This is a genomic window from Streptomyces spiramyceticus, from assembly GCF_028807635.1.
GTDB classification, from domain to species: Bacteria; Actinomycetota; Actinomycetes; order Streptomycetales; family Streptomycetaceae; genus Streptomyces; species Streptomyces spiramyceticus.
Genome location: NZ_JARBAX010000002.1, coordinates 840,080 through 857,807, shown reverse-complemented (window position 1 = coordinate 857,807; position 17,728 = coordinate 840,080). Strand labels below are relative to the sequence as shown.

Here is a 17,728-nt window from a genome sequence, read left to right as displayed (position 1 = left end):
TGGGGTCCCGTCATGGGTGATCTGCTGGGCTTTGTGCTGAGCGGGCTGGTCTCGGGTGCGCTGTACGCCCTGCTGGCCACGGGGCTTGTCCTCTCGTACTCCGCGTCGGGGCTGTTCAACTTCGCGCACGGCGCGACGGCTTATCTGTGCGCGCTCGCCTTCTACGAGCTGCACTCGGGCTTCGGGTGGCCCGCTGTGCCGACCGCGTTCCTGCTCGTGTGTGTCGTCGCGCCGGGGATCGGGTGGGGGCTCGACCGGCTGATGTTCAGGAAGCTGGCGCGGGTCGGCGAGACGGCGCAGATCGTGGCGACGATCGGGCTGCTCGTCGCGCTGCCGGCCGCCGGGCTGTGGGCGGTGGAGCTGCTGGCGGAGGCGGGAGCGCCCGTGGTGCCTGCCGAGAACCAGTTCGGGCTGCCGGGAGTCGGACCGAGCCCGGCCACGTCCTGGCAGCTGATGGACGGCGTCGGCATCGACTCCGACCAGCTGATCACGTGGCTGGCGACGGCCGTGGTGGCCGTGGGGCTCTGGGTGCTGATGCGGCACACCGGACTCGGGCTGCGACTGCGCGCCGCCGTCGACAACCGCACACTGGTGGAGCTTCGCGGCATCAGCGCGGACCGGCTGTCGTCGGTGGCTTGGATGCTTTCGTCGGGGCTGGCGGGACTGGCGGGTGTGCTGGCGACGCCGCTGCTCGGCCTGTCCGCCCACGACTACACCCTGTTCTTGTTCGTGTCGGCGACGGCGGCGGTGCTGGGGCGGTTCGCGTCGATTCCGCTGGCGTTCGCGGGCGGGCTGGGACTGGGCGTACTCCAGAATCTGACGGCCGGATACGCGTCCTTCGCCGACGACATCACCGGATTCCGTACGGCGGTGCCCTTCCTGATCCTCTTCGCAGGACTGCTGGTGATGACGCGCCGACAGCGGACGGCGGGGACGGCGGCGGCGGACGCACCGCCGGTCGACTATCTCGCCGGGCGGTCGTGGGCGCGGAGATGGGGGCCGTGGGCGTCGGGCGCGGCACTGCTGTCGGCGGCCTTCTACACCGTCACGACGCCCTTCTGGAGCGGGATCCTTGCGCAGGGGCTCGCGATCTCGCTGGTCTTCGTCTCCTTCACGGTGGTGACGGGGCTCGGCGCGATGGTCAGCCTGGCGCAGGCGACGTTTGTGACGGGGGCGGCGCTCGTGGCCGGGCTGCTGATGAGCCACGGCTGGCCGTTCGTGGCCGCGGCGCTGGTGGGCACGTGCGCGGCGGCGGCACTCGGGGCGCTGGTGGCGCTTCCCGCGCTGCGGCTGGGAGGGCGATCGCTGGCGCTGGCCACGCTTGCCCTGGCCTTTCTGGCGGACCAAGTGCTCTTCCAGATGCGGTGGTTGAGGAACGGCGACACGGGCTGGGAGATCCCGCGCCCCGTCTTCGGACCCGTAAACCTGGCCGACGACCGGGCGATGGGCGTGGCCCTGGTGTTCCTGCTGACGGCGGCGGTCGCCTCGCTGAGCGCCCTGCGCAACTCCCCTTCGGGTCGGGCGATGCTGGCGGTACGTTCCGCTCCTGCGGCGGCATCGGCCTCGGGCGTCTCGGTCATCCGTACGAAGCTGATGCTGTTCACCCTGTCGGCGGGGATCGCGGGCTTCGGTGGCGTGATGTACGCGTCGTACAACACCCGCATCACGGCGACCGACTTCACCGCGATGACGGGCTTGATCTGGCTGGCGGTGGTGGTCGCGGCAGGGGTACGGCGCCCGCAGTTCGCGGTGGTGGCGGGCCTGGTCTTCGCGCTGGTGCCGCATGCCGTGTCGGAGTACGTCACGGAGTCGACGCAGCTCCCGGTCATCCTCTTCGGCCTGGCGGGATTGGCGCTGGCGAACGACCCGGACGGGTACTGCGCGGCGGTAGCGGTGCGGAGGTATCGGCGGAGGGGGGTGGGGGCGGGCGACTTGCTGCGGGTGGGGGACGGCGACTCGGCGCGGGCGGCGGCTGGGAACTCGGCGCGGGCAGAGGCTGGCGAGTCGGCACGGGTGGCGGCCGGTGACTCGGCGCGGGGCGAGGCCGGCGACTCAGCGCGGGTGGCGGCCGGTGACTCGGCGCGGGGCAAGGCCGGCGAGTCGGCGCGGATGGCGGCCGGCGACTCGGCGCGGGGCAAGGCCGGCGACTCAGCGCGGATGGCGGCCCGCGAGTCGGCGCGGGTGCGGGTGCCCTCCCCCCTGCCTGCGGCTTCGGAGCCTCCGGGCGGCGTCGGGGGCGGAGTTCCCCCACTCCCCCCTCTCCGCCCGGAGGCAGAAACCCCGGCCCAGGGGACCACACCTGCCGCGCAGGACGCACCAGGCGCACCTACCTCCCAACCGTCGGTGAACGGAGCGCCGGTCGAGCAGGCAGCACCTGCCCTCGGGGGCCGGGGGGCCTCCCCCCGTTTCGGGAAGGGGCGGGGTGGGGGAGAAGCCCCCTCCGCCGCGCTCACGCTTCGCGGCGTTCACGCCGGGTACGGCGGAGCCCCCGTACTGCACGGCGTCGATCTGACCGTACGCGCAGGAGAAATCGTCGCCCTCCTGGGCCCCAACGGAGCCGGGAAGTCCACCACTTGCCACGTCGCCGCCGGGCTGATCCCACCCCTCTCCGGCAGCGTCCACATCCACACCCGCGATGCCACCCGCGATGCCACCCGCGACGGCCCCGTACGGCGCTCCCGTGCCGGCGTCGTCCTCGCGCCGGAGGGGCGGGGGATCTTCCCCTCGCTCACCATCGAGGAGAATCTCGCGCTGCGCCTGCCCGAGCAGTCCGCCCGCGACGCGGTGTACGAGCGCTTTGCGAGCCTCGCCAAGCGCCGTACCGTACCCGCCGGTTCACTGTCCGGGGGCGAGCAGCAGATGCTGGCGCTCGCGCCCCTGCTCCAGCGCCCACCGGCCGTACTCGTCGCCGACGAGCCGTCGCTGGGGCTCGCGCCCCGCATCGTAGAGGAGGTGTTCCGGCTGCTGACGGAGCTGCGCGAGGCGGGCACGGCGCTGCTGCTGGTGGAGGAGAAGGCCGCGGGAGCACTGGGAATCGCCGACACCGTGGCGTACCTCGCGCAGGGCCGCGTCACCTGGTGCGGTCCGCGCGACGAGGTGCGGGCCGACCGGCTCACCGAGGCGTACCTGGGAATCGCGGCGACGGAGTGAGGTACATGAGTGAGTACGTCTGAGTACGTCATCGAAGCCGACCGGATCCGAGTCCGCTTCGGCGGCATCGCGGCGCTCGACGGCGTACGCATCGCAGCCCGCCCCGGAGAAGTATGCGGCCTCATCGGCCCGAACGGTGCCGGCAAGACGACGCTGTTCGACGTCCTGTCGGGCATACGGCGCCCCGACGAAGGGCACGTGGTGCTGGACGGTACGGACATCACGCGCCGCTCCCCCGCCTGGCGGGCCCGCCACGGCATGCGCCGCACCTTCCAGCGCCGGCAGCTGTTCGGCCAGCTCACCGTCGCCGACAACCTCGTCGTCGCCCAGGAATGGCGCGGCGGCGGGGGCGGCCTGGCGGCCGACCTGCTGGCGTCACCGACGCGACGTAGACGAGAGACAGCGCGCCGCCGGAGGGCCGCCGAAGTACTGCGCTCCTGCGGCCTTGACGCGCTCGCGGGCTCATACGCCGGGGCGCTCCCCGTCGGCCAAGCCCGCATGGCCGAGCTCGCCCGCGCACTGGCTGACCCGCCCCGCGTACTGCTCCTCGACGAGCCGGCGTCCGGCATGTCGAGCGAGGAGAGAGCACACCTGGCCGCCGTAATCCGTCACTTGACTGCCGAGGCCGGCTGCGCGGTCGTCCTCGTCGAGCACAACGTCGCCTTCGTCATGGAGCTGTGCACCCGCGTCGTCGTCCTCGACCTCGGCAAGGTCCTGGCCGAGGGCAGCGCCACGGAGGTGAGACAGAACCCTGCCGTACGGGACGCATACCTGGGAACACCGGCCGCTGCGCCGGATCGTACTGCGGAGGACAAGGGCGCGGACGGACCCGGCGGCAGCTGATAGACGGAACCTGGGAAATGCCCTTCACCAGCCATCAACAAGAGCTGCCGCCAGCGCAGTTGATGCACACCCAGAGGAGTCCATCAGCCTGGAACTGCGGTCACTCCCCGACGGCGTCCAGGAAGATCCGCGCCAGTTCGTGCGGTTGGGAGAACATCGGCCAGTGGCCGGTGTCCATCTCGACAAGCCGCCAGCGATCACTCGTCAGCAGCTTGGCCACGTCGTCACTCGGCTCGGCACCGTCGAGCAAGCACTTGATGTACGTCGCCGGAAGCTCGCCAAGTGGCCGTGCCAGCACGGCCGGCTCGGCCAGTGAGGCACCCGGGTGCGGCGTCGAGCCGCCCACGATCCGTGCGACTTGCTCATCGGTAAGGCCCTGGCCGTCGTAGTCGGGCGCGTCCAGCGGTGCCCAGAAGCCGCCGTTCCCGGCGATCGAAGCCTCCAGCTTCGCCGGACCCTCCCACCAGGCGGATACGAACGACTCGCCGTCGGTCGGAACACTGGCGTCGACGAAGACCACGTGGGCCAGCCGGTCACCGATCCGCTCGGCGGCCTGACCGACCGGTATGCCCGAGTAGCTGTGCCCGACCAGGACGACGTCGCGCAGATCCTGGCGTTCGACCTCGTCAACGATGTCCTGGACGTGAGTCTGCTGCCCGGCCGACGCGCCCTGCTTGTCTGCGAGGCCGGACAACGTCAACGGGTGGGCACCGTGACCGGCCGCACGCAGCTGCGGCACCACCTCGTCCCACGCCCAGGATCCGAGCCAAGTGCCTGCCACTAGTACGAATTCCGTCATGGAGTGAACGTAGCCCAGCGGTCTGACAACCGGTCCGGAACCACCTTCGATACGCGCCTTGGCCCGCCATACGCTGCGCCCATGCGCCGACGAGTGCAGCAGGCTCCGCACCAACGAGCATCAGTACGGCGGCATTTCACGCTGGCCGGGGTGCCTGGCCGGGGCCGTGGTCATGTTCCCTGTGGTGGTGTAGTCGATCAGTCCTCGAGTTGGCCGGGAGGGCGGGGGTGTCGGTGGTGGGGGTCGTCGCGGTACAGGCCGTTCAAGCTGCCTTCGGGCAGGTAGCGTCGGGGGCAGGCGATCCTTTCGTCGTGCATCTCGACCAGCACGGCGGTGACCAGCCCAGGCCGGCGGGGTTGGGGAAGACCTGGACGACGTCGGTCCGGCGCTGATCTCTCGGTTGATTCGCTCCACGGGGTTCGTGGACTGGATCTTCTTCCAATGCCGGGTGGGGAAGGCGGCGAAGGCGGTCAGGTCGTCCTTCGCCGCCCGCAGCAGCTGTTTGACCTTGGGGAACTGGGAGCCGAGCATCTCGGCGACTCGCTGCCGCTACCCGGCATGACGCCATCTGCCGTCATCGGGCCCCCGGCATGAGTTCGACGCGTATGTCGTCGGTTTCTCGGATTACATAAGTCGAGTCAGTGTCATGCTGCCAGCCCACAGCGACGGCGTGATAGCGCCCGCCGCGCTCGATTATGAGCCTCAGCCCGGTGTACCGGTAGCGGTAGTGCACCTGCTCTCCGAGATCTTTCACCTGCAGTCCGCGACCGGTCATGCTCAGTCGGTCGGTGCTGAAGACGACGATCGCCGTCCTGCCGACCAGATGATCTGCGCTGCGCTGAGCGTCGCGTAGACCCGACAGATGCGCCGCCAGCGCGACAGCCCAGAGCAGGCACAGGCATGCTGCCGTGAGCGGTGCGCCCCGTGCACGGATGCCGCTTGGGCAGCGGCCGTTGTTCGCAGCGGGCGACTGCCCCAAGAGGATGCCGGTGGCCAAGAGAACGGGCACCAGCCATTGATACGGCTGAATTCGGCCCCAGCTGAACAACATGATGACGGCCACGCACAGCACGAGCAGATGGAAACGGGCCGCCCGCTGCACGACTCGTCGGCACTGGCCGATCACGGTGGGTGGCAGAAGAGGCAGGACTGACCGGCTGAGCAATTGCGGGTCACGCAACACAACCACAGCCACCACAGCGGTCAACACCACGGGAGCAGTCACCAGCCGCAGGCTGCGCATGACGAACTCCGGGAAGCTCAGGCCCAGAGCCAGCACGTCGATGTGGAAGTACTCGAAGAACGCCCAGGTATGCACCGCGCCGGCATAGAACAACAGCGCCGCAGCGAGCGACAAAAGCGCCGCCAAATCGGCGGTGTAACCGGCGGCCGGATGCTGGGCATTGGGCGGCTCTGTGCCACGAGGGCCGGAATCGCGCCGCAAGATCCGCCTGCGACGTCGCCGGGCACCGGCACGCCGCAGACGCCGTTCGTCCTCCGGCGTGGACGCCCGGGCGCGGGGAGCGGGAAAGGAGCGAGCGTTGTTCATGATGTCGGCGTCGGCGTTGGCTCTGTCTCGGGTGACGCGGTGGATGTGGAGCTACACGGACGCGGGCGGCTGCTGGATGAAGGGCCCGGATGCGTGGATGCGCTGGAGGAAGGGCCGGGGGACGCAGATGCGCTGGAGGATGGATCGCCGGAACAGTCATCGGTGGAACACGGCTCGGTCTGACAGTTGGATTCCGGGCCCGGCATCGACGGTTCTTCCGCTGGGTCTGGCACCAGCACGGGCGTGGGTTCCGGGCTCGGAACCCACGTCGGCTCCGGCACGGGGTCGACGGGGTCTCCGCCGAGAGGCGGTGGCGTGCTCGACTCACCTGTCGGCTTCGAAGGAGTCCCGGCCGGAGCCGCGCTGTTCAGGGGCGTGCTCGACGCGCTGTGCCTGGCGCGTTCGCCCGGCGGGGCGTTGGGACTCGTGGTGGGTGAGTGAGCCGACGGTGAACCCAGAGGAGCACGCCGTGCGTCCGGACCAGGTTCATGAGCGGACGTGGAAGAGCAGCCTGCACACGAGCCGACCGAGGCAGCCACCACAAACACAAGACACTGCAGCCTCAGATGCCGAGCACGCATGCGCCCCATCTACCGTTGCACCGGCCCTTTCAGACGCTACTTGTGGGAGCGCCACTACGGAACGTGACCAAACCCAGGGCCCAGAAGTCTGCCGCAGACACTGACACCCGCAAAGACACAGATCGTTAGTGGCCATCTCTGGCGCTGACTGTTCCTCCGTGAGCGATCCAGGCCAAGTTCCCTGTACGCCTGGTTCTGACCACCCAGCTTGCGGACCGGTTGCCAGTAGACCCGATCGCCCCGCCCTGCTGATGACGCTCGCCGGAGGAACCGCAGGTGCGGCAGGGCAGCAGATCTGGGAGTCCCCGCTGAGCAAGACAGCCAGCCCGGGTCATGTCCCGTCGGGGGGTGCAGTCACTGGCCGAGCTGATTGGGTTCCCGCTGTGGAGGAAACTGGCGGTCGCCCCCGGTCGGTTCGGCAGTGAGGAGTTCGGTCATGGAGCCTTCCGAGAGGTAGCGGCCGTCGAAGACCTGCCATTCGTCGTCGAGTTCGGCCAGGACCGCGGCGCGAGCCGGTCGAGCGCCGCAGGGTTGGGAAAGACCTGGACGACGTCGGCCCGCCGTTTGATCTCCCGGTTCAGCCGCTCCAGCGGGTTAGTGCTCCAGATCTTCTTCCAGTGGGCCGGCGGGAAGTCCGCGAACGCGGTGATGTCCCCGGCCGCACCCAGCAGCATGGTCTTGACCTGGGGGAACTGCCGTCCGAGCATGTCGGCCACCACGTTCAGCTGGGTTCGAACTGCCTCGGCGGAGGGGAGACTTGCGCGGTGGCCTGTCCCTTGTTCAGGGAGCAGTCACCGACAGCGGATGCAGGCCCCGAGCAGATACCCGCGCGTTCACGAACCCTGATCGGCTACACCACTCGGCGGGACACCATCATCTCGAGGAATCCAGTTGCTCCGCCTGAACGCCGCTGACAGGGTTTTGGCCCATGCCTACCTTCTCCGCGTATGACGGAACCAAGCTTGCGTACCACGTGTTCGGAGACGGTCCTCCTGTGATCTGCCTGCCCGGGGGGCCGATGCAGGCTTCCGTGTACCTCGGCGACCTTGGCCGCCTTTCCACGCACCGCCAGTTGGTCATGCTGGATCTTCGGGGCACTGGCCGGTCAGCGATACCGCAGGATGCCGCCTCGTACCGTTGTGACCAACTTGTCGAAGACGTTGAGGCCCTGCGCGAGCACCTTGGCCTGGAAAGGGTGGACCTGCTCGCGCATTCTGCCGGCGCGAATCTGGCGGCGTTGTATGTGGGCCGCCACCCGGAACACGTCAGCAAGCTCGCGCTGATCACGCCGAGCACCATGGCCGTCGGCCTCGCGATCACTGGAGACGCCCGGCGCGAGACTGCTCAGCTGCGCCAGGACGAGCCGTGGTTCGCCGTAGCCTTCGAGGCCTTGGAAACGACCGTTGCCGGCAAGGCGACGGACGACTCCTGGCAGGCCATCGCGCCGTTCTTCTACGGCCGCTGGGATGAGATGTCTCAAGCCCATCAGGCTGCTGAGGACGGGCAGAAGAACAAGGAGGCCGCGGCTGCGTTCGGCGCCGAAGGCGCTTTCAACCCGGATGCCACCCGCACGGCTCTCGCCCAGTTCGGGCCGCCGGTGCTGCTGCTCGCCGGGGAGGTTGATCTGGCAGCCCCTCCGCGCACGATGGCCGAGTTCGCCGGGCTGTTTCCAAACGCCAAGTTCGTCATTCAGCCCGGAGCCGGACACTTCCCCTGGCTCGACAATCCCGACCGGTTCGTGGCGACCACTGCGGCGTTCCTGGAATAGGCGACCGCTCAGTCGTCTTGCCCCATACATCGGAGTTATACCGCTCCCGCGCCGCTTCCGGACCGGCGACGGGCCCGGCCTTCACCAACTACGAACGACTGTTGCATCAACCGGCCTGACGAACGCGCCAAGGGCCGGTCCGTAAAGCTTCCCGCTGGCGTCTTGTGCGTGGAAGAGGACACTTTCGTCGCCGAGTTGAGGGCATTTAGGTGTCCTCTTTCCACCCCAAGGCGCTTCGGGGGCGCTCATGAGCCGCATCAGTCCCATGAAACCCATCAGGCCCAAGCCGGTGGGCTGGTGAGGGCCGTCGACTCACGACAACTCGAAGGGTCAGCTGCCCGGCCCGGCTGGCCACCGGCGTGGGTGCGGCTGTGGGTGGGAGTGTGGTGTCGCACCAGCAGGCGGGCGGGGTGGGCGCTGAGATCGGCCCGGCCGCCCCCAAGGCGTGGTGTGTGTATCCCACCCACCGGACCCGTCGCCCGGCAGCGGCGGTCGGCTGCTTCCCGGGCCTTCTCCGGGGCCCGGCTCCCGGGGGCCGCCCCCGTGAAGAACCAGTGGTGGAGGGGTGGGCGTCAAGGGGGGCCCGTAGGGTCATCGCGCAGCGACGCGACGTAGGAGCACCCGTTACGCCCGCACCGGAGCCGCGAAACTTGGGTAAAGGGCGGCCCCATGGCAGAGACAATCGACGCCCCTGGTCGGGGCCATCCCCCGACCCCGAAGTCGAACCGGGCGCCGCTCCTCAGACCACGCACCCCAGACACCGGGCATGAGTCTCAGCCGACCACCGGATTGGGTGGACGCCGAACCGAGCCGAGTCGCCATTCAACTGGTGCGGACCAACCACCAAGCCGTAAGTCACCGAGACGGCCCGGACCACCCGCCGGACAAGGCCAGCGTGCAGGGCTCCCTTCCCGCGGGCCGCCCCGTTAAGAACGGTAACGGTAGCGGTGGGGCGGGAGGCAAGGGTGGAGCGGAGCGACATCTCCGCAGGCGACGCGACCGCAGGGAGCGCCCTTGATACACCGGCGGCCCGTCGCCTCCGCTTCGGCGCAGGACGGGAATGCTTCAGGCCCCGTGATCGTTGACGAGGGGAGTACCAACCGACGACGTAAGGACCGATCGCTCGTGAGCAAGGCCTCCTCCGCCCCCTCCCTCACCCTGAACAACGGCGTCGAGATGCCCCAGCTCGGTTTCGGCGTCTGGCAGGTGCCTGACGACGAGGCCGCGAACGCTGTCGGCACAGCGATCCAGGCCGGGTACCGAAGCATCGACACCGCCGCGATCTACGAGAACGAGACCGGCACCGGCAAGGCGATCGCCGCCTCCGACGTCCCCCGCGACGAGCTGTTCGTGACGACGAAGCTCTGGAATTCCGAGCAGGGTTACGACTCCACGCTCCGCGCCTTCGACGACTCGCTGGCCAAGCTCGGCCTCGACTACGTCGACCTCTACCTGATCCACTGGCCGCTGCCTTCCAAGGGCGCGTACGTCGACACGTACAAGGCCTTCGAGAAGATCTACGCGGACGGCCGCGCCAAGGCGATCGGCGTCTCCAACTTCCTTCCCGAGCACCTAGAACGGCTCATCGGCGAGACCGCGGTCGTCCCGGCCGTCAACCAGATCGAGCTCCACCCGCACCTCCAGCAGAGCGAGTCCCGCGCTTTCCACGCCGAGCACGGCATCGCCACCGAGGCCTGGTCCCCGCTCGGCCAGGGCAAGGGCCTCCTGGAGGTCCCGACGGTCGTCGCCATCGCGCAGAAGCACGGGAAGACTCCGGCCCAGGTCGTGCTGCGCTGGCACCTCCAGATAGGCAACGTCGTCATCCCCAAGTCCGTGACGCCGTCGCGGATCGCCGAGAACATCGACGTCTTCGGCTTCGAGCTCGACGCCGACGACCTCGCGGCCTTCGCCGCCCTCGACGAGGGCAAGCGCCTCGGCCCGGATCCGGCGACGTTCGACAACGACGCCTGACAACTACCGCGCCCTTGAGGCCATGATCCCCGGACAGCCCGACGCAGCCCAGCGGTTCAACGACTGCTACGCCCCCTTCTGGCAGTCCGTCATGGGCTTCGTCGACATCGCCAGGGGCGCCCTGCACAACACGAGCGTTTGGTGATCACCAACGTACGGATCCTGCTCGCCGCCCACGACGACCGGATACGACACCGCGACACGGAAGGCACCGCGTGACCAGCACCGGCGGCAACACAAACGGTGACGCCACCAAGCCGCAGCCCATCGCCGAAGGCACGTACCGCCTTCGCAACGTCGGCAGCGGCATGCTCCTTGAGGTGTACGGCGGCAACAAGGGAAGCGGTGCCAACGTCCAGCAGGGCAAGGAGAGCGGCGGCCCGGCGCAGCACTGGTACGTGTCCGCAGTACACAGCGGCGGCGGCCTCTACCACCTGGTGAACGCCGCGAGCGGCAAGCGGCTCGACGTCGCCGGGGCCTCGACCGAGAACGGGGCCAACATCCAGCAGTGGAAGGCCAACAACTTCGGCGCCCAGGAGTGGCTGGTCGAGCAGCACCTGGACGCGCCCGGCACGGTCACCCTGATCAGTTACGTGAGCGGGCTGCTGCTGGAGGTCGCCGACGGGAGCATGGACGACGGGGCGAATGTGCAGCAGTGGGAGGACACCGACTCCCCCGGCCAGTGGTGGCACTTGGAGCCGGTGATCACGCCGTAGGCATCGCACCGTAAACATCACAGCGTCAGGCATCACGGCGCAGGCATCACAGCGCAGGCATCACACCCGGCGCAATGCCGTCCGGTACTCCTGCGGACTGACCCCGCGCACCCGTTTGAACGCCGCGCTCAGTGCGAAGGACCCGCTGTAGCCGACCTGCCGCGCCACCGCCCCCACCGTCGCGTCCGTCTCGCGCAGCAGATCCGCGGCGAGGGCGAGGCGCCACCCGGTGAGGTACGCCATCGGGGGCTCCCCCACCAGCTCGGTGAACCGCCGGGCGAGCCCCGCCCGCGAGACGCCGGCCTTCGCGGCGAGCGCGGCCACCGTCCAGGGGTGGACGGGATCGTCCTGCATCAGCCGCAGGGCCTGGCCGACGACGGGGTCGCCCATGGCCCGATACCACGCCGGCGCCTCCGCTTCGGGCCGTGAAAACCATGTCCGGAGCGTGGCGATCAGCAGCAGGTCGAGCAGCCGGTCCAGCATCACGCTCTGGCCGGGTTCGTCCCTGCCGATCTCGTCTTCGAGCGCCGGCATCAGCGGGCAGTTCCACAACTCGGCGGGCAGGTACACCAGCGGCGGCAGCGCGTCCAGCAGCCGCCCGCCGACCTCCCCCGCCAGCTGATACGTACCGATGAGCATGGCCGACGCCCCGTCCGGGCTGTCGCCCCATGTCCGTACGCCCAGATGCATCGCGTCGGCCAGCGGCTCGCCCTGGAGCGTGTTGCACACGCCCCCCGGCCCGATCCTGGCGCGCGGCGGGCTCGCCGGGTCGTCGGCGCAGGTGTACGGCTCGGGGCCGCGCGCGATCGCGATGTCGCCGGGGCGCAGCAGCACCGGGGCGCCCCCGTCTGGCATCACCCAGGCGTTGCCGCGGGTCATGCACATCAGGGACAGGGGCGCCCGGTCCTCGACGCGTACCGCCCAGGGCGGATTCATCACTGCGCGGAGGAGGAAGGCGCCGCGGGCGCGCGGCCCGTCGAGGAGACCGGCGAGTACGTCCATGAAACCTCAGCGTAGACGCAGACGTATGGAGTTGAGCCTTTGAAGCATGGCTCGTCCAGACTCGCCCGGCGAATCTTGAGGCATGACAGAAAACTTGAAGCAGACAGCGCAGTCCCAGCAGCCCGACCAGCCCGACCAGTCCGCGCAGTCGGAACAGTCGGAACAGTCGGAGCGAGCAACAGTGTTGGTGACGAGCGGCACCGGCAAGACCGGCCGCCGAGTGGTCGAGCGGCTCGCCGCCCTCGGCACGACGGTCAGGTCCGGGTCCCGCAAGGGTGAGGTGCGGTTCGACTGGGAGGACGATTCGACGTGGAGTCCGGCGCTGCGCGGCGCGGATGCGGCGTATGTCGCGTACTACCCGGACCTCGCCGCCCCCGGCGCCGTAGAAGCGGTGCGGACCTTCGGGCGGATCGCGAAGGAGAAGGGCGTACACCGGCTGGTGCTGCTTTCGGGGCGCGGCGAGCCCGAAGCGGTGCTGGCGGAGGAGGCATTGCGCGAGTCGGGTGCGGCGCTCACGGTCGTACGCGGCAGTTTCTTCGCGCAGAACTTCAGCGAGGGCGCCATGGTCGAGGGCGTCATAGCCGGTGAAGTGGCGTTCCCCGCGGGCGGGACGGCGGAGCCGTGGGTGCACGCCGACGATCTGGCGGATGTGGCGGTGGCGGCGCTCACGGAGGACGGGCACGCGGGTCTGGTGCACGAGCTGACCGGCCCCCGGCTGCTGACCTTCGCCGAGGTCGTGGCGGAGATCTCGAAGGCGACGGGCCGCGAGGTGCGGTATGTCCCGGTGTCGGTGGCGGAGTACGCCGCGATGCTCCAGGAGTACGGAATGCCGGGGCCGGTGGCGGAGTGGCTGTCAGGGCTGTTCGGCACGCTGCTCGACGGGCACAACGCGTCGACGACGGACGGGGTCGAGCGGGTGCTGGGCCGCGCACCGAAGGATTTCGCGGACTTCGCCCGGGAGGAGGCGGCGAGGGGTACGTGGGTGCGCAGCCGTAGCTGACGGCTGCGACGGGCTTTGCTCCCTTACCCCCGTCATCCGCCCCCCGCCTCCTTCCGCAGCGCAAGCAGCCGGTACGTCGGGTCCGGGCGCCGTGACTCCGGATCCGGGAGGGCGGACAAGGCGGTCGCGACGTCCTCCGCCGCCGCCCCGCGCACCGTGATGCGCGAGGCGTACCTCCCCTTGCGCAGCGCTTCGGCGGTGCGCAGCGGCGAGCGCCCCTGGCCGTGGCCGACGAAGCGGGCCTCGCCCACCGCCGTCAGGCCGTGCTCCGCCCCGTACGCCTCGATCAGTTCCGTACGGTCGAAGGCGTCGGCCGTACGGTACGGAGCGAGAACGGCGTCGATGTCGCAGCCCACGTCGTGCGCGTCGTCCTTGTCGACGGTGGTGACGAACACCCCGCCGGGGCGCAGCACCCGCGCCGCCTCGGCCACTGTGTCCTCCGCGTCTCCCGCGTCCCGCACCAGGTGCAGCAGCCACACCGCGCTCACCGCGTCGACGGACGCGGTCGGCAGCGGCAGCCGCCGCACATCGGCGAGTACGACCGCTCCCGGCCCCAGCCGGTCGGCGGCCTTTCTGGCCATGCCGTACGCGGCGTCGGCGCCCAGCACCCGAAGGCCGGGCCGGACCAGGCGGGCGGTGACGATGCCGGTGCCGCACCCGATGTCGAGCAGGGTGCGGGCCCGTCCGGGCACGAGGCCGAGTACCGCCCGGGCGGCGGCCTCGGCACGGGGGACGCCGCCCCGGATGGCGTCGTACTGTGCGGCTTCGGCGTCGTAATCCAGCATGCCGAAGATCGTACGTCTGACGAGTTGCAACGCATTGTGATGTGTTGTGACAGGTTATGGCCCGTCTGGGTCAAACGCGTCGAACCAGTTCGAACCCTGCGTCAGTTCGCCCCGTGGCCCCGCGCGATGTCCTCGACCCGGCGCGCGAGTTCGAAGTCCAGCTCGGTGACCGCACCTCCGGCGCTGTGCGTGTTCACGGTCAGTGCCAGGGTGTTGTAGCCGAGGGTCAGGTCGGAGTGGTGGCCGAGCTCCTCCTGGATCTGGGCGACGTGGACGACCATCGCGGCCCCCGCGAAGTGCGTACCGAGACGGTACGTACGGGCGATCCGGCTGTCGTCCAGCGACCAGCCGGGCAGTTCGCGGAGCCGGTCCTCGATCTCCTTCTGCGACAGCGGCTCGGTGGCCATGGCGAAGCTCCCTCCGGAGAAAAGTGTTGCGGTGCTGATCAGCTTGCCACTTTCCGGTCGAATTGATGCCCAGACGCTGCCGCGGACATTCCGTGGTCGTAAATCAGCGATCGGTTACGGTCTCCGGTATGACAACTGTGGTGGTCGACAAGGGTGTGGGTCCGCTGCTCCGTGGCTGGCGCGAGCAGCGGCGGCTGAGTCAGCTGGAGTTGGCGCTGCGTGCTGAATCGTCGGCGCGGCACATCAGTTTCATCGAGACCGGCAGGTCGCGCCCGAGCGAGGAGATGGTCCTGCGGCTGGCCGAGCACCTGGATGTGCCTGTACGGGAACGCAACGCGCTGCTCCTGGCGGCCGGTTACGCCCCGCAGTACGGCGAGACTTCGCTCGACGACCCGGCGATGGGCGCCCTGCGCGAGGGCATCGAGCGGCTGCTGCAGGGCTACGAGCCGTATCCCGCTCTCGTGGTCGACGGCTCGTACACCGTGATCGCGGCCAACCTCGGCATCATGATGCTGCTGGACGGCCTGCCCGAGCATCTCCTCACGCCACCGCTGAACGCGATGCGGATCACCCTCCACCCCGATGGCCTCGCCCCGCGCATCCGCAATCTGCGGGAGTGGCGCGGGTATCTCAAGGCTCAGATGGAGCGTCAGATCGCCCTGGTCAGGTCGGAGGCGCTGCGTGCGGTGTACGACGAGGTGTTGGCCTATCCCATGCCGGAGACCGGCGTCGGCGCCGGCGCCGACGAGCCGGACCGCCCGGAGGACCCGCCGTACCCCCACTTCGCACTGCCGCTCCAGATCGAGCACGACGGCCGGGTGCTGTCGTTCGTCTCGTCGATCTCGACCTTCAACACCCCGATGGACGTGACCGTCGCCGAGCTGGCCATCGAAACCTTCCTTCCGGCCGACCCGGCGACGGTCAAGTACCTTCAGTCGCTGGCGCCCTGATCGGGCGCTTCCTCCCTTTCATCCCCGGGCGCGCAGCGCCAGGTGCTGGAGGCCGGCGAATCCTGCGACGGTCGCCGCCTGCATCGGGATCCAGAACGTGCCGACGGTCGTCGGCGAGAACCACAGCACGAGCGCCGCGAGGCCGGCCACGGCCCACACCAGGTTGGCCTCGATGACGGCCTTGACGGCGAAGGTGCCCGGTTCCTTGCGCGAGGCGAGGTAACCGACACCGGCTCCGAACAGCACCAGAAACACGCCGATTTCGAGCAGGAGGGTGGACCCGACCCCGAGGAGCCTGCCGACAGGGCCCGAGGCTGCGACGTACACCAGCCCGTTGGTGGTGGTGACCACGGCGTCGAGGGCGAGGAAGCGGCGCAGCATCGTCTGCGGCTCAGTGGTCCTGGAAAGGTTGGCGAGCAGGGTCGCGGACATGGGGAATCAGCCTCCATCGAGGTCGTACGGGCTGGTGGGGCCCGGTTCCCGGGCGGAGTGCGCCGCCCGGGTTCCGGTAACCGCAACCATGCCGCGCACGAGGGAGAGCGTCGATTACCTCGCGGGTAATGGCCGGTGCACGGTCGTCAGCGGGACTGCAGTGCGTCCAGGCCCACCGCCTGGGCGATGGCGAGGCGGCGGTCGATACCCGGGGCCTGGATGTCGACGACGTACCTGTCCCGCAGGCCGAACTTCTTGTCCACCGACATGACCGGCAGGCCACCTGCGGTGAAGTCGAAGTGGTACGGCCAGGCGAACGGCAGCACGTCCACGAACGGGACGAACTCCCAGACCCGGCGCAGGATGGCTATGTACTGGTTGCGCTCCTGCCCGGTCGTCTCCGGCTCCCCGGGCTGCTCCATCGCCCAGGTCGAGCGCAGCAAGGACGCACCGAACACCTTGCGGAACAGCCCGATCGGCGCTCCGGTGTCGTCGGTCACGTCGTACGTAGCGCCCACATCGAGGACCTGGCGGGCCTTGAACGTGCACAGGACCCGCTGCTTGGACTCGTCGGTGTAGAAGGTGACGTGCTCCTTGAGCGCCAGCCGCTTCTGCTCGGCGAACGCCACGACCTCGCCCTCGGAGCCGTCCGGCCGAGCCACGGTGACCACATAGCGGTTGGCCATCATGGTCAGCTGCTGGCGGACGAGGAAGCGCTGCTGCGCCTGGAGCTGCGAGGAATCCACTGGTACATCCTTGTTTGTACGTGCACGAGTTTATGCGTTCGTGCGTTCGTGCGTTTATTGAATCTTGCGGTGCGGCTTGAGCAGGTGCGACCAGCCCTGTCGCAGGTCGCGGTACTCGTCCTCGGAGAAGTCCGCGCGGGCCCGGGTGAGGTGCTTGCCGTCCACGAGCTTCTTCCACCGCTTGGGGGCAGCGCCGTGGAGATACGAGCGGTACGTGGCCGAGCGTGCCGCGTGGGGCGTGTGCTCGTCGGAGAAGTCGATCTCCTCCAAGGGCTGGTCCTTCGCGTACAGGTCGTAGTTCTCGGCCGCGGCCAGCAGCGCCCGCTGCCCCTTCGCCCCCTGGGGGATGAGGTTGTACGCCGCGAACTGGTCGGCGGCGTCCTCCTCGCGCCCGGTGAACGGCAGGTCGAGCTTGTGGATGAGCGCGTGCGCGGCCTCGTGGTAGAGGGTCTCGGTCACCACGCCCGCCGTCTTGTCCGACACATTCTTACTGCGGGCGTCCTTGAACATGTCGCGGACCTCGGCGACGAACTCGTAGCAGACCTCGACCTTCGCCGTCTCCGGGTCGTACGCGACATCGGAGTTGCCGCACGACTTGCCCGCCACGGTGATGGTGGCGGGTATCTTCAGCTGCCTGTTGAGTTTGGCGGACACCGTGTCGAGCAGCCGGTGCTTCTTCAGGAAGGCCTTCTCGTCGGCGTCGCCGCGTCCGGCCTTCTCGTACGCCGCCACGAAACCGCGGGACTGGCCGACCGCCTGTCCGGGCGCGGCCGCGGTGACGAGCGCGGCCGAGAGGCCGGTCAGCGCGGTGGTGGTGAGTACGGTCCTGCGCAGGCCCGCGCGGCGCGGGGAGCGGATCTTCGGGGCAGCATGGCGTCCTGTCATGGACGGAACTATGGTTCGCGGCCCTGCTCCGCCGAATCCTTCCCACGGCCGGACTTGCCCCCGCCGGTCGGCGGGGGTGCGTCCCGCCGGACCTGCCGTGTTCCTGACCTAGAGTGACCGCACCTGGACAAAGTGAGGGAGAGA

General features: G+C 69.4%; 17 protein-coding genes and 2 pseudogenes. 9 read left to right on the top strand and 10 right to left on the bottom strand.

Annotation, left to right across the window (positions count from 1 at the left end):
- The first annotated feature begins 12 nt into the window (after positions 1-12).
- Both PXH83_RS27460 and PXH83_RS27455 read left to right on the top strand, forming a co-directional pair.
- The gene (locus tag PXH83_RS27460) at positions 13-3,150 is read left to right on the top strand and encodes an ABC transporter permease subunit (RefSeq protein WP_274563933.1); all 3,138 of its coding nucleotides are present in this window, start codon (positions 13-15) and stop codon (positions 3,148-3,150) included.
- A gap of 9 nt (positions 3,151-3,159) precedes the next feature.
- Complete coding sequence (locus PXH83_RS27455) at positions 3,160-3,993, top strand: ABC transporter ATP-binding protein (protein ID WP_274563932.1); 834 nt, start codon at positions 3,160-3,162, stop codon at positions 3,991-3,993.
- A 100-nt stretch (positions 3,994-4,093) separates the two neighbouring features.
- Here the strand turns inward: PXH83_RS27455 and PXH83_RS27450 are convergent, their stop codons facing one another.
- The 3 genes and pseudogenes from PXH83_RS27450 to PXH83_RS27440 all read right to left on the bottom strand — a co-directional run bounded on the left by PXH83_RS27450 (position 4,094) and on the right by PXH83_RS27440 (position 6,341).
- Positions 4,094-4,792 carry an alpha/beta fold hydrolase gene (locus tag PXH83_RS27450; protein WP_274563931.1) on the bottom strand — a complete coding sequence of 233 codons (699 nt, stop codon included), beginning with the start codon at positions 4,790-4,792 and terminating at the stop codon, positions 4,094-4,096.
- 197 nt (positions 4,793-4,989) lie between these two features.
- A pseudogene (locus PXH83_RS27445) lies at positions 4,990-5,332 on the bottom strand (transposase); the annotation flags it as partial.
- A 34-nt stretch (positions 5,333-5,366) separates the two neighbouring features.
- A complete protein-coding gene (locus PXH83_RS27440; RefSeq protein WP_274563929.1) occupies positions 5,367-6,341 on the bottom strand; it encodes a hypothetical protein in 975 nt (324 codons plus the stop codon).
- Between the two features lie 315 nt (positions 6,342-6,656).
- Between PXH83_RS27440 and PXH83_RS27435 the strand changes: the two genes are divergently transcribed.
- Positions 6,657-6,782: a hypothetical protein gene (locus tag PXH83_RS27435; RefSeq protein ID WP_274563927.1), complete on the top strand. Its 126-nt coding sequence runs from the start codon at positions 6,657-6,659 to the stop codon at positions 6,780-6,782.
- A gap of 494 nt (positions 6,783-7,276) precedes the next feature.
- On the opposite strand, the pseudogene PXH83_RS27430 reads toward PXH83_RS27435, so the two are convergent.
- Positions 7,277-7,674, bottom strand: a pseudogene (locus tag PXH83_RS27430) (transposase); the annotation flags it as partial.
- Positions 7,675-7,850: 176 nt separating this feature from the next.
- On the opposite strand from PXH83_RS27430, the gene PXH83_RS27425 reads away from it, so the two are divergent.
- From PXH83_RS27425 to PXH83_RS27410, 4 genes are all read left to right on the top strand, one after another.
- On the top strand, positions 7,851-8,690 hold the full coding sequence (locus tag PXH83_RS27425; RefSeq protein ID WP_274563925.1) for an alpha/beta fold hydrolase: 840 nt from the start codon (positions 7,851-7,853) through the stop codon (positions 8,688-8,690).
- A 1,176-nt stretch (positions 8,691-9,866) separates the two neighbouring features.
- A complete protein-coding gene (locus PXH83_RS27420; protein ID WP_274565186.1) occupies positions 9,867-10,661 on the top strand; it encodes an aldo/keto reductase in 795 nt (264 codons plus the stop codon).
- A gap of 22 nt (positions 10,662-10,683) precedes the next feature.
- Complete coding sequence (locus PXH83_RS27415; RefSeq protein WP_274563924.1) at positions 10,684-10,806, top strand: hypothetical protein; 123 nt, start codon at positions 10,684-10,686, stop codon at positions 10,804-10,806.
- 70 nt (positions 10,807-10,876) lie between these two features.
- Complete coding sequence (locus PXH83_RS27410; RefSeq protein ID WP_274563923.1) at positions 10,877-11,377, top strand: RICIN domain-containing protein; 501 nt, start codon at positions 10,877-10,879, stop codon at positions 11,375-11,377.
- A 60-nt stretch (positions 11,378-11,437) separates the two neighbouring features.
- Here PXH83_RS27410 and PXH83_RS27405 read toward each other — a convergent pair whose 3' ends face one another.
- Positions 11,438-12,379, bottom strand: a complete 942-nt coding sequence (locus PXH83_RS27405; RefSeq protein ID WP_274563922.1) for an AraC family transcriptional regulator — start codon at positions 12,377-12,379, stop codon at positions 11,438-11,440.
- A gap of 82 nt (positions 12,380-12,461) precedes the next feature.
- Here PXH83_RS27405 and PXH83_RS27400 point away from each other — a divergent pair, with 82 nt between their 5' ends.
- The gene (locus PXH83_RS27400) at positions 12,462-13,379 is read left to right on the top strand and encodes a Rossmann-fold NAD(P)-binding domain-containing protein (RefSeq protein WP_274563921.1); all 918 of its coding nucleotides are present in this window, start codon (positions 12,462-12,464) and stop codon (positions 13,377-13,379) included.
- A 32-nt stretch (positions 13,380-13,411) separates the two neighbouring features.
- Here PXH83_RS27400 and PXH83_RS27395 read toward each other — a convergent pair whose 3' ends face one another.
- Together PXH83_RS27395 and PXH83_RS27390 are read right to left on the bottom strand one after the other, a co-directional pair.
- Complete coding sequence (locus tag PXH83_RS27395; RefSeq protein WP_274563920.1) at positions 13,412-14,164, bottom strand: class I SAM-dependent methyltransferase; 753 nt, start codon at positions 14,162-14,164, stop codon at positions 13,412-13,414.
- Between the two features lie 101 nt (positions 14,165-14,265).
- Positions 14,266-14,571: a 4a-hydroxytetrahydrobiopterin dehydratase gene (locus PXH83_RS27390; RefSeq protein ID WP_214922039.1), complete on the bottom strand. Its 306-nt coding sequence runs from the start codon at positions 14,569-14,571 to the stop codon at positions 14,266-14,268.
- 128 nt (positions 14,572-14,699) lie between these two features.
- On the opposite strand from PXH83_RS27390, the gene PXH83_RS27385 reads away from it, so the two are divergent.
- Complete coding sequence (locus tag PXH83_RS27385; protein ID WP_274563919.1) at positions 14,700-15,521, top strand: helix-turn-helix domain-containing protein; 822 nt, start codon at positions 14,700-14,702, stop codon at positions 15,519-15,521.
- Positions 15,522-15,539: 18 nt separating this feature from the next.
- On the opposite strand, the gene PXH83_RS27380 is transcribed toward PXH83_RS27385, so the two are convergent.
- The 3 genes from PXH83_RS27380 to PXH83_RS27370 form a co-directional block, all read right to left on the bottom strand.
- Positions 15,540-15,953, bottom strand: a complete 414-nt coding sequence (locus PXH83_RS27380; RefSeq protein WP_274563917.1) for a hypothetical protein — start codon at positions 15,951-15,953, stop codon at positions 15,540-15,542.
- A 146-nt stretch (positions 15,954-16,099) separates the two neighbouring features.
- Positions 16,100-16,699, bottom strand: a complete 600-nt coding sequence (locus tag PXH83_RS27375) for an LURP-one-related family protein (RefSeq protein WP_274563915.1) — start codon at positions 16,697-16,699, stop codon at positions 16,100-16,102.
- 54 nt (positions 16,700-16,753) lie between these two features.
- A complete protein-coding gene (locus PXH83_RS27370) occupies positions 16,754-17,584 on the bottom strand; it encodes a DUF4344 domain-containing metallopeptidase (RefSeq protein ID WP_274563913.1) in 831 nt (276 codons plus the stop codon).
- Between the last annotated feature and the right edge of the window lie 144 nt (positions 17,585-17,728).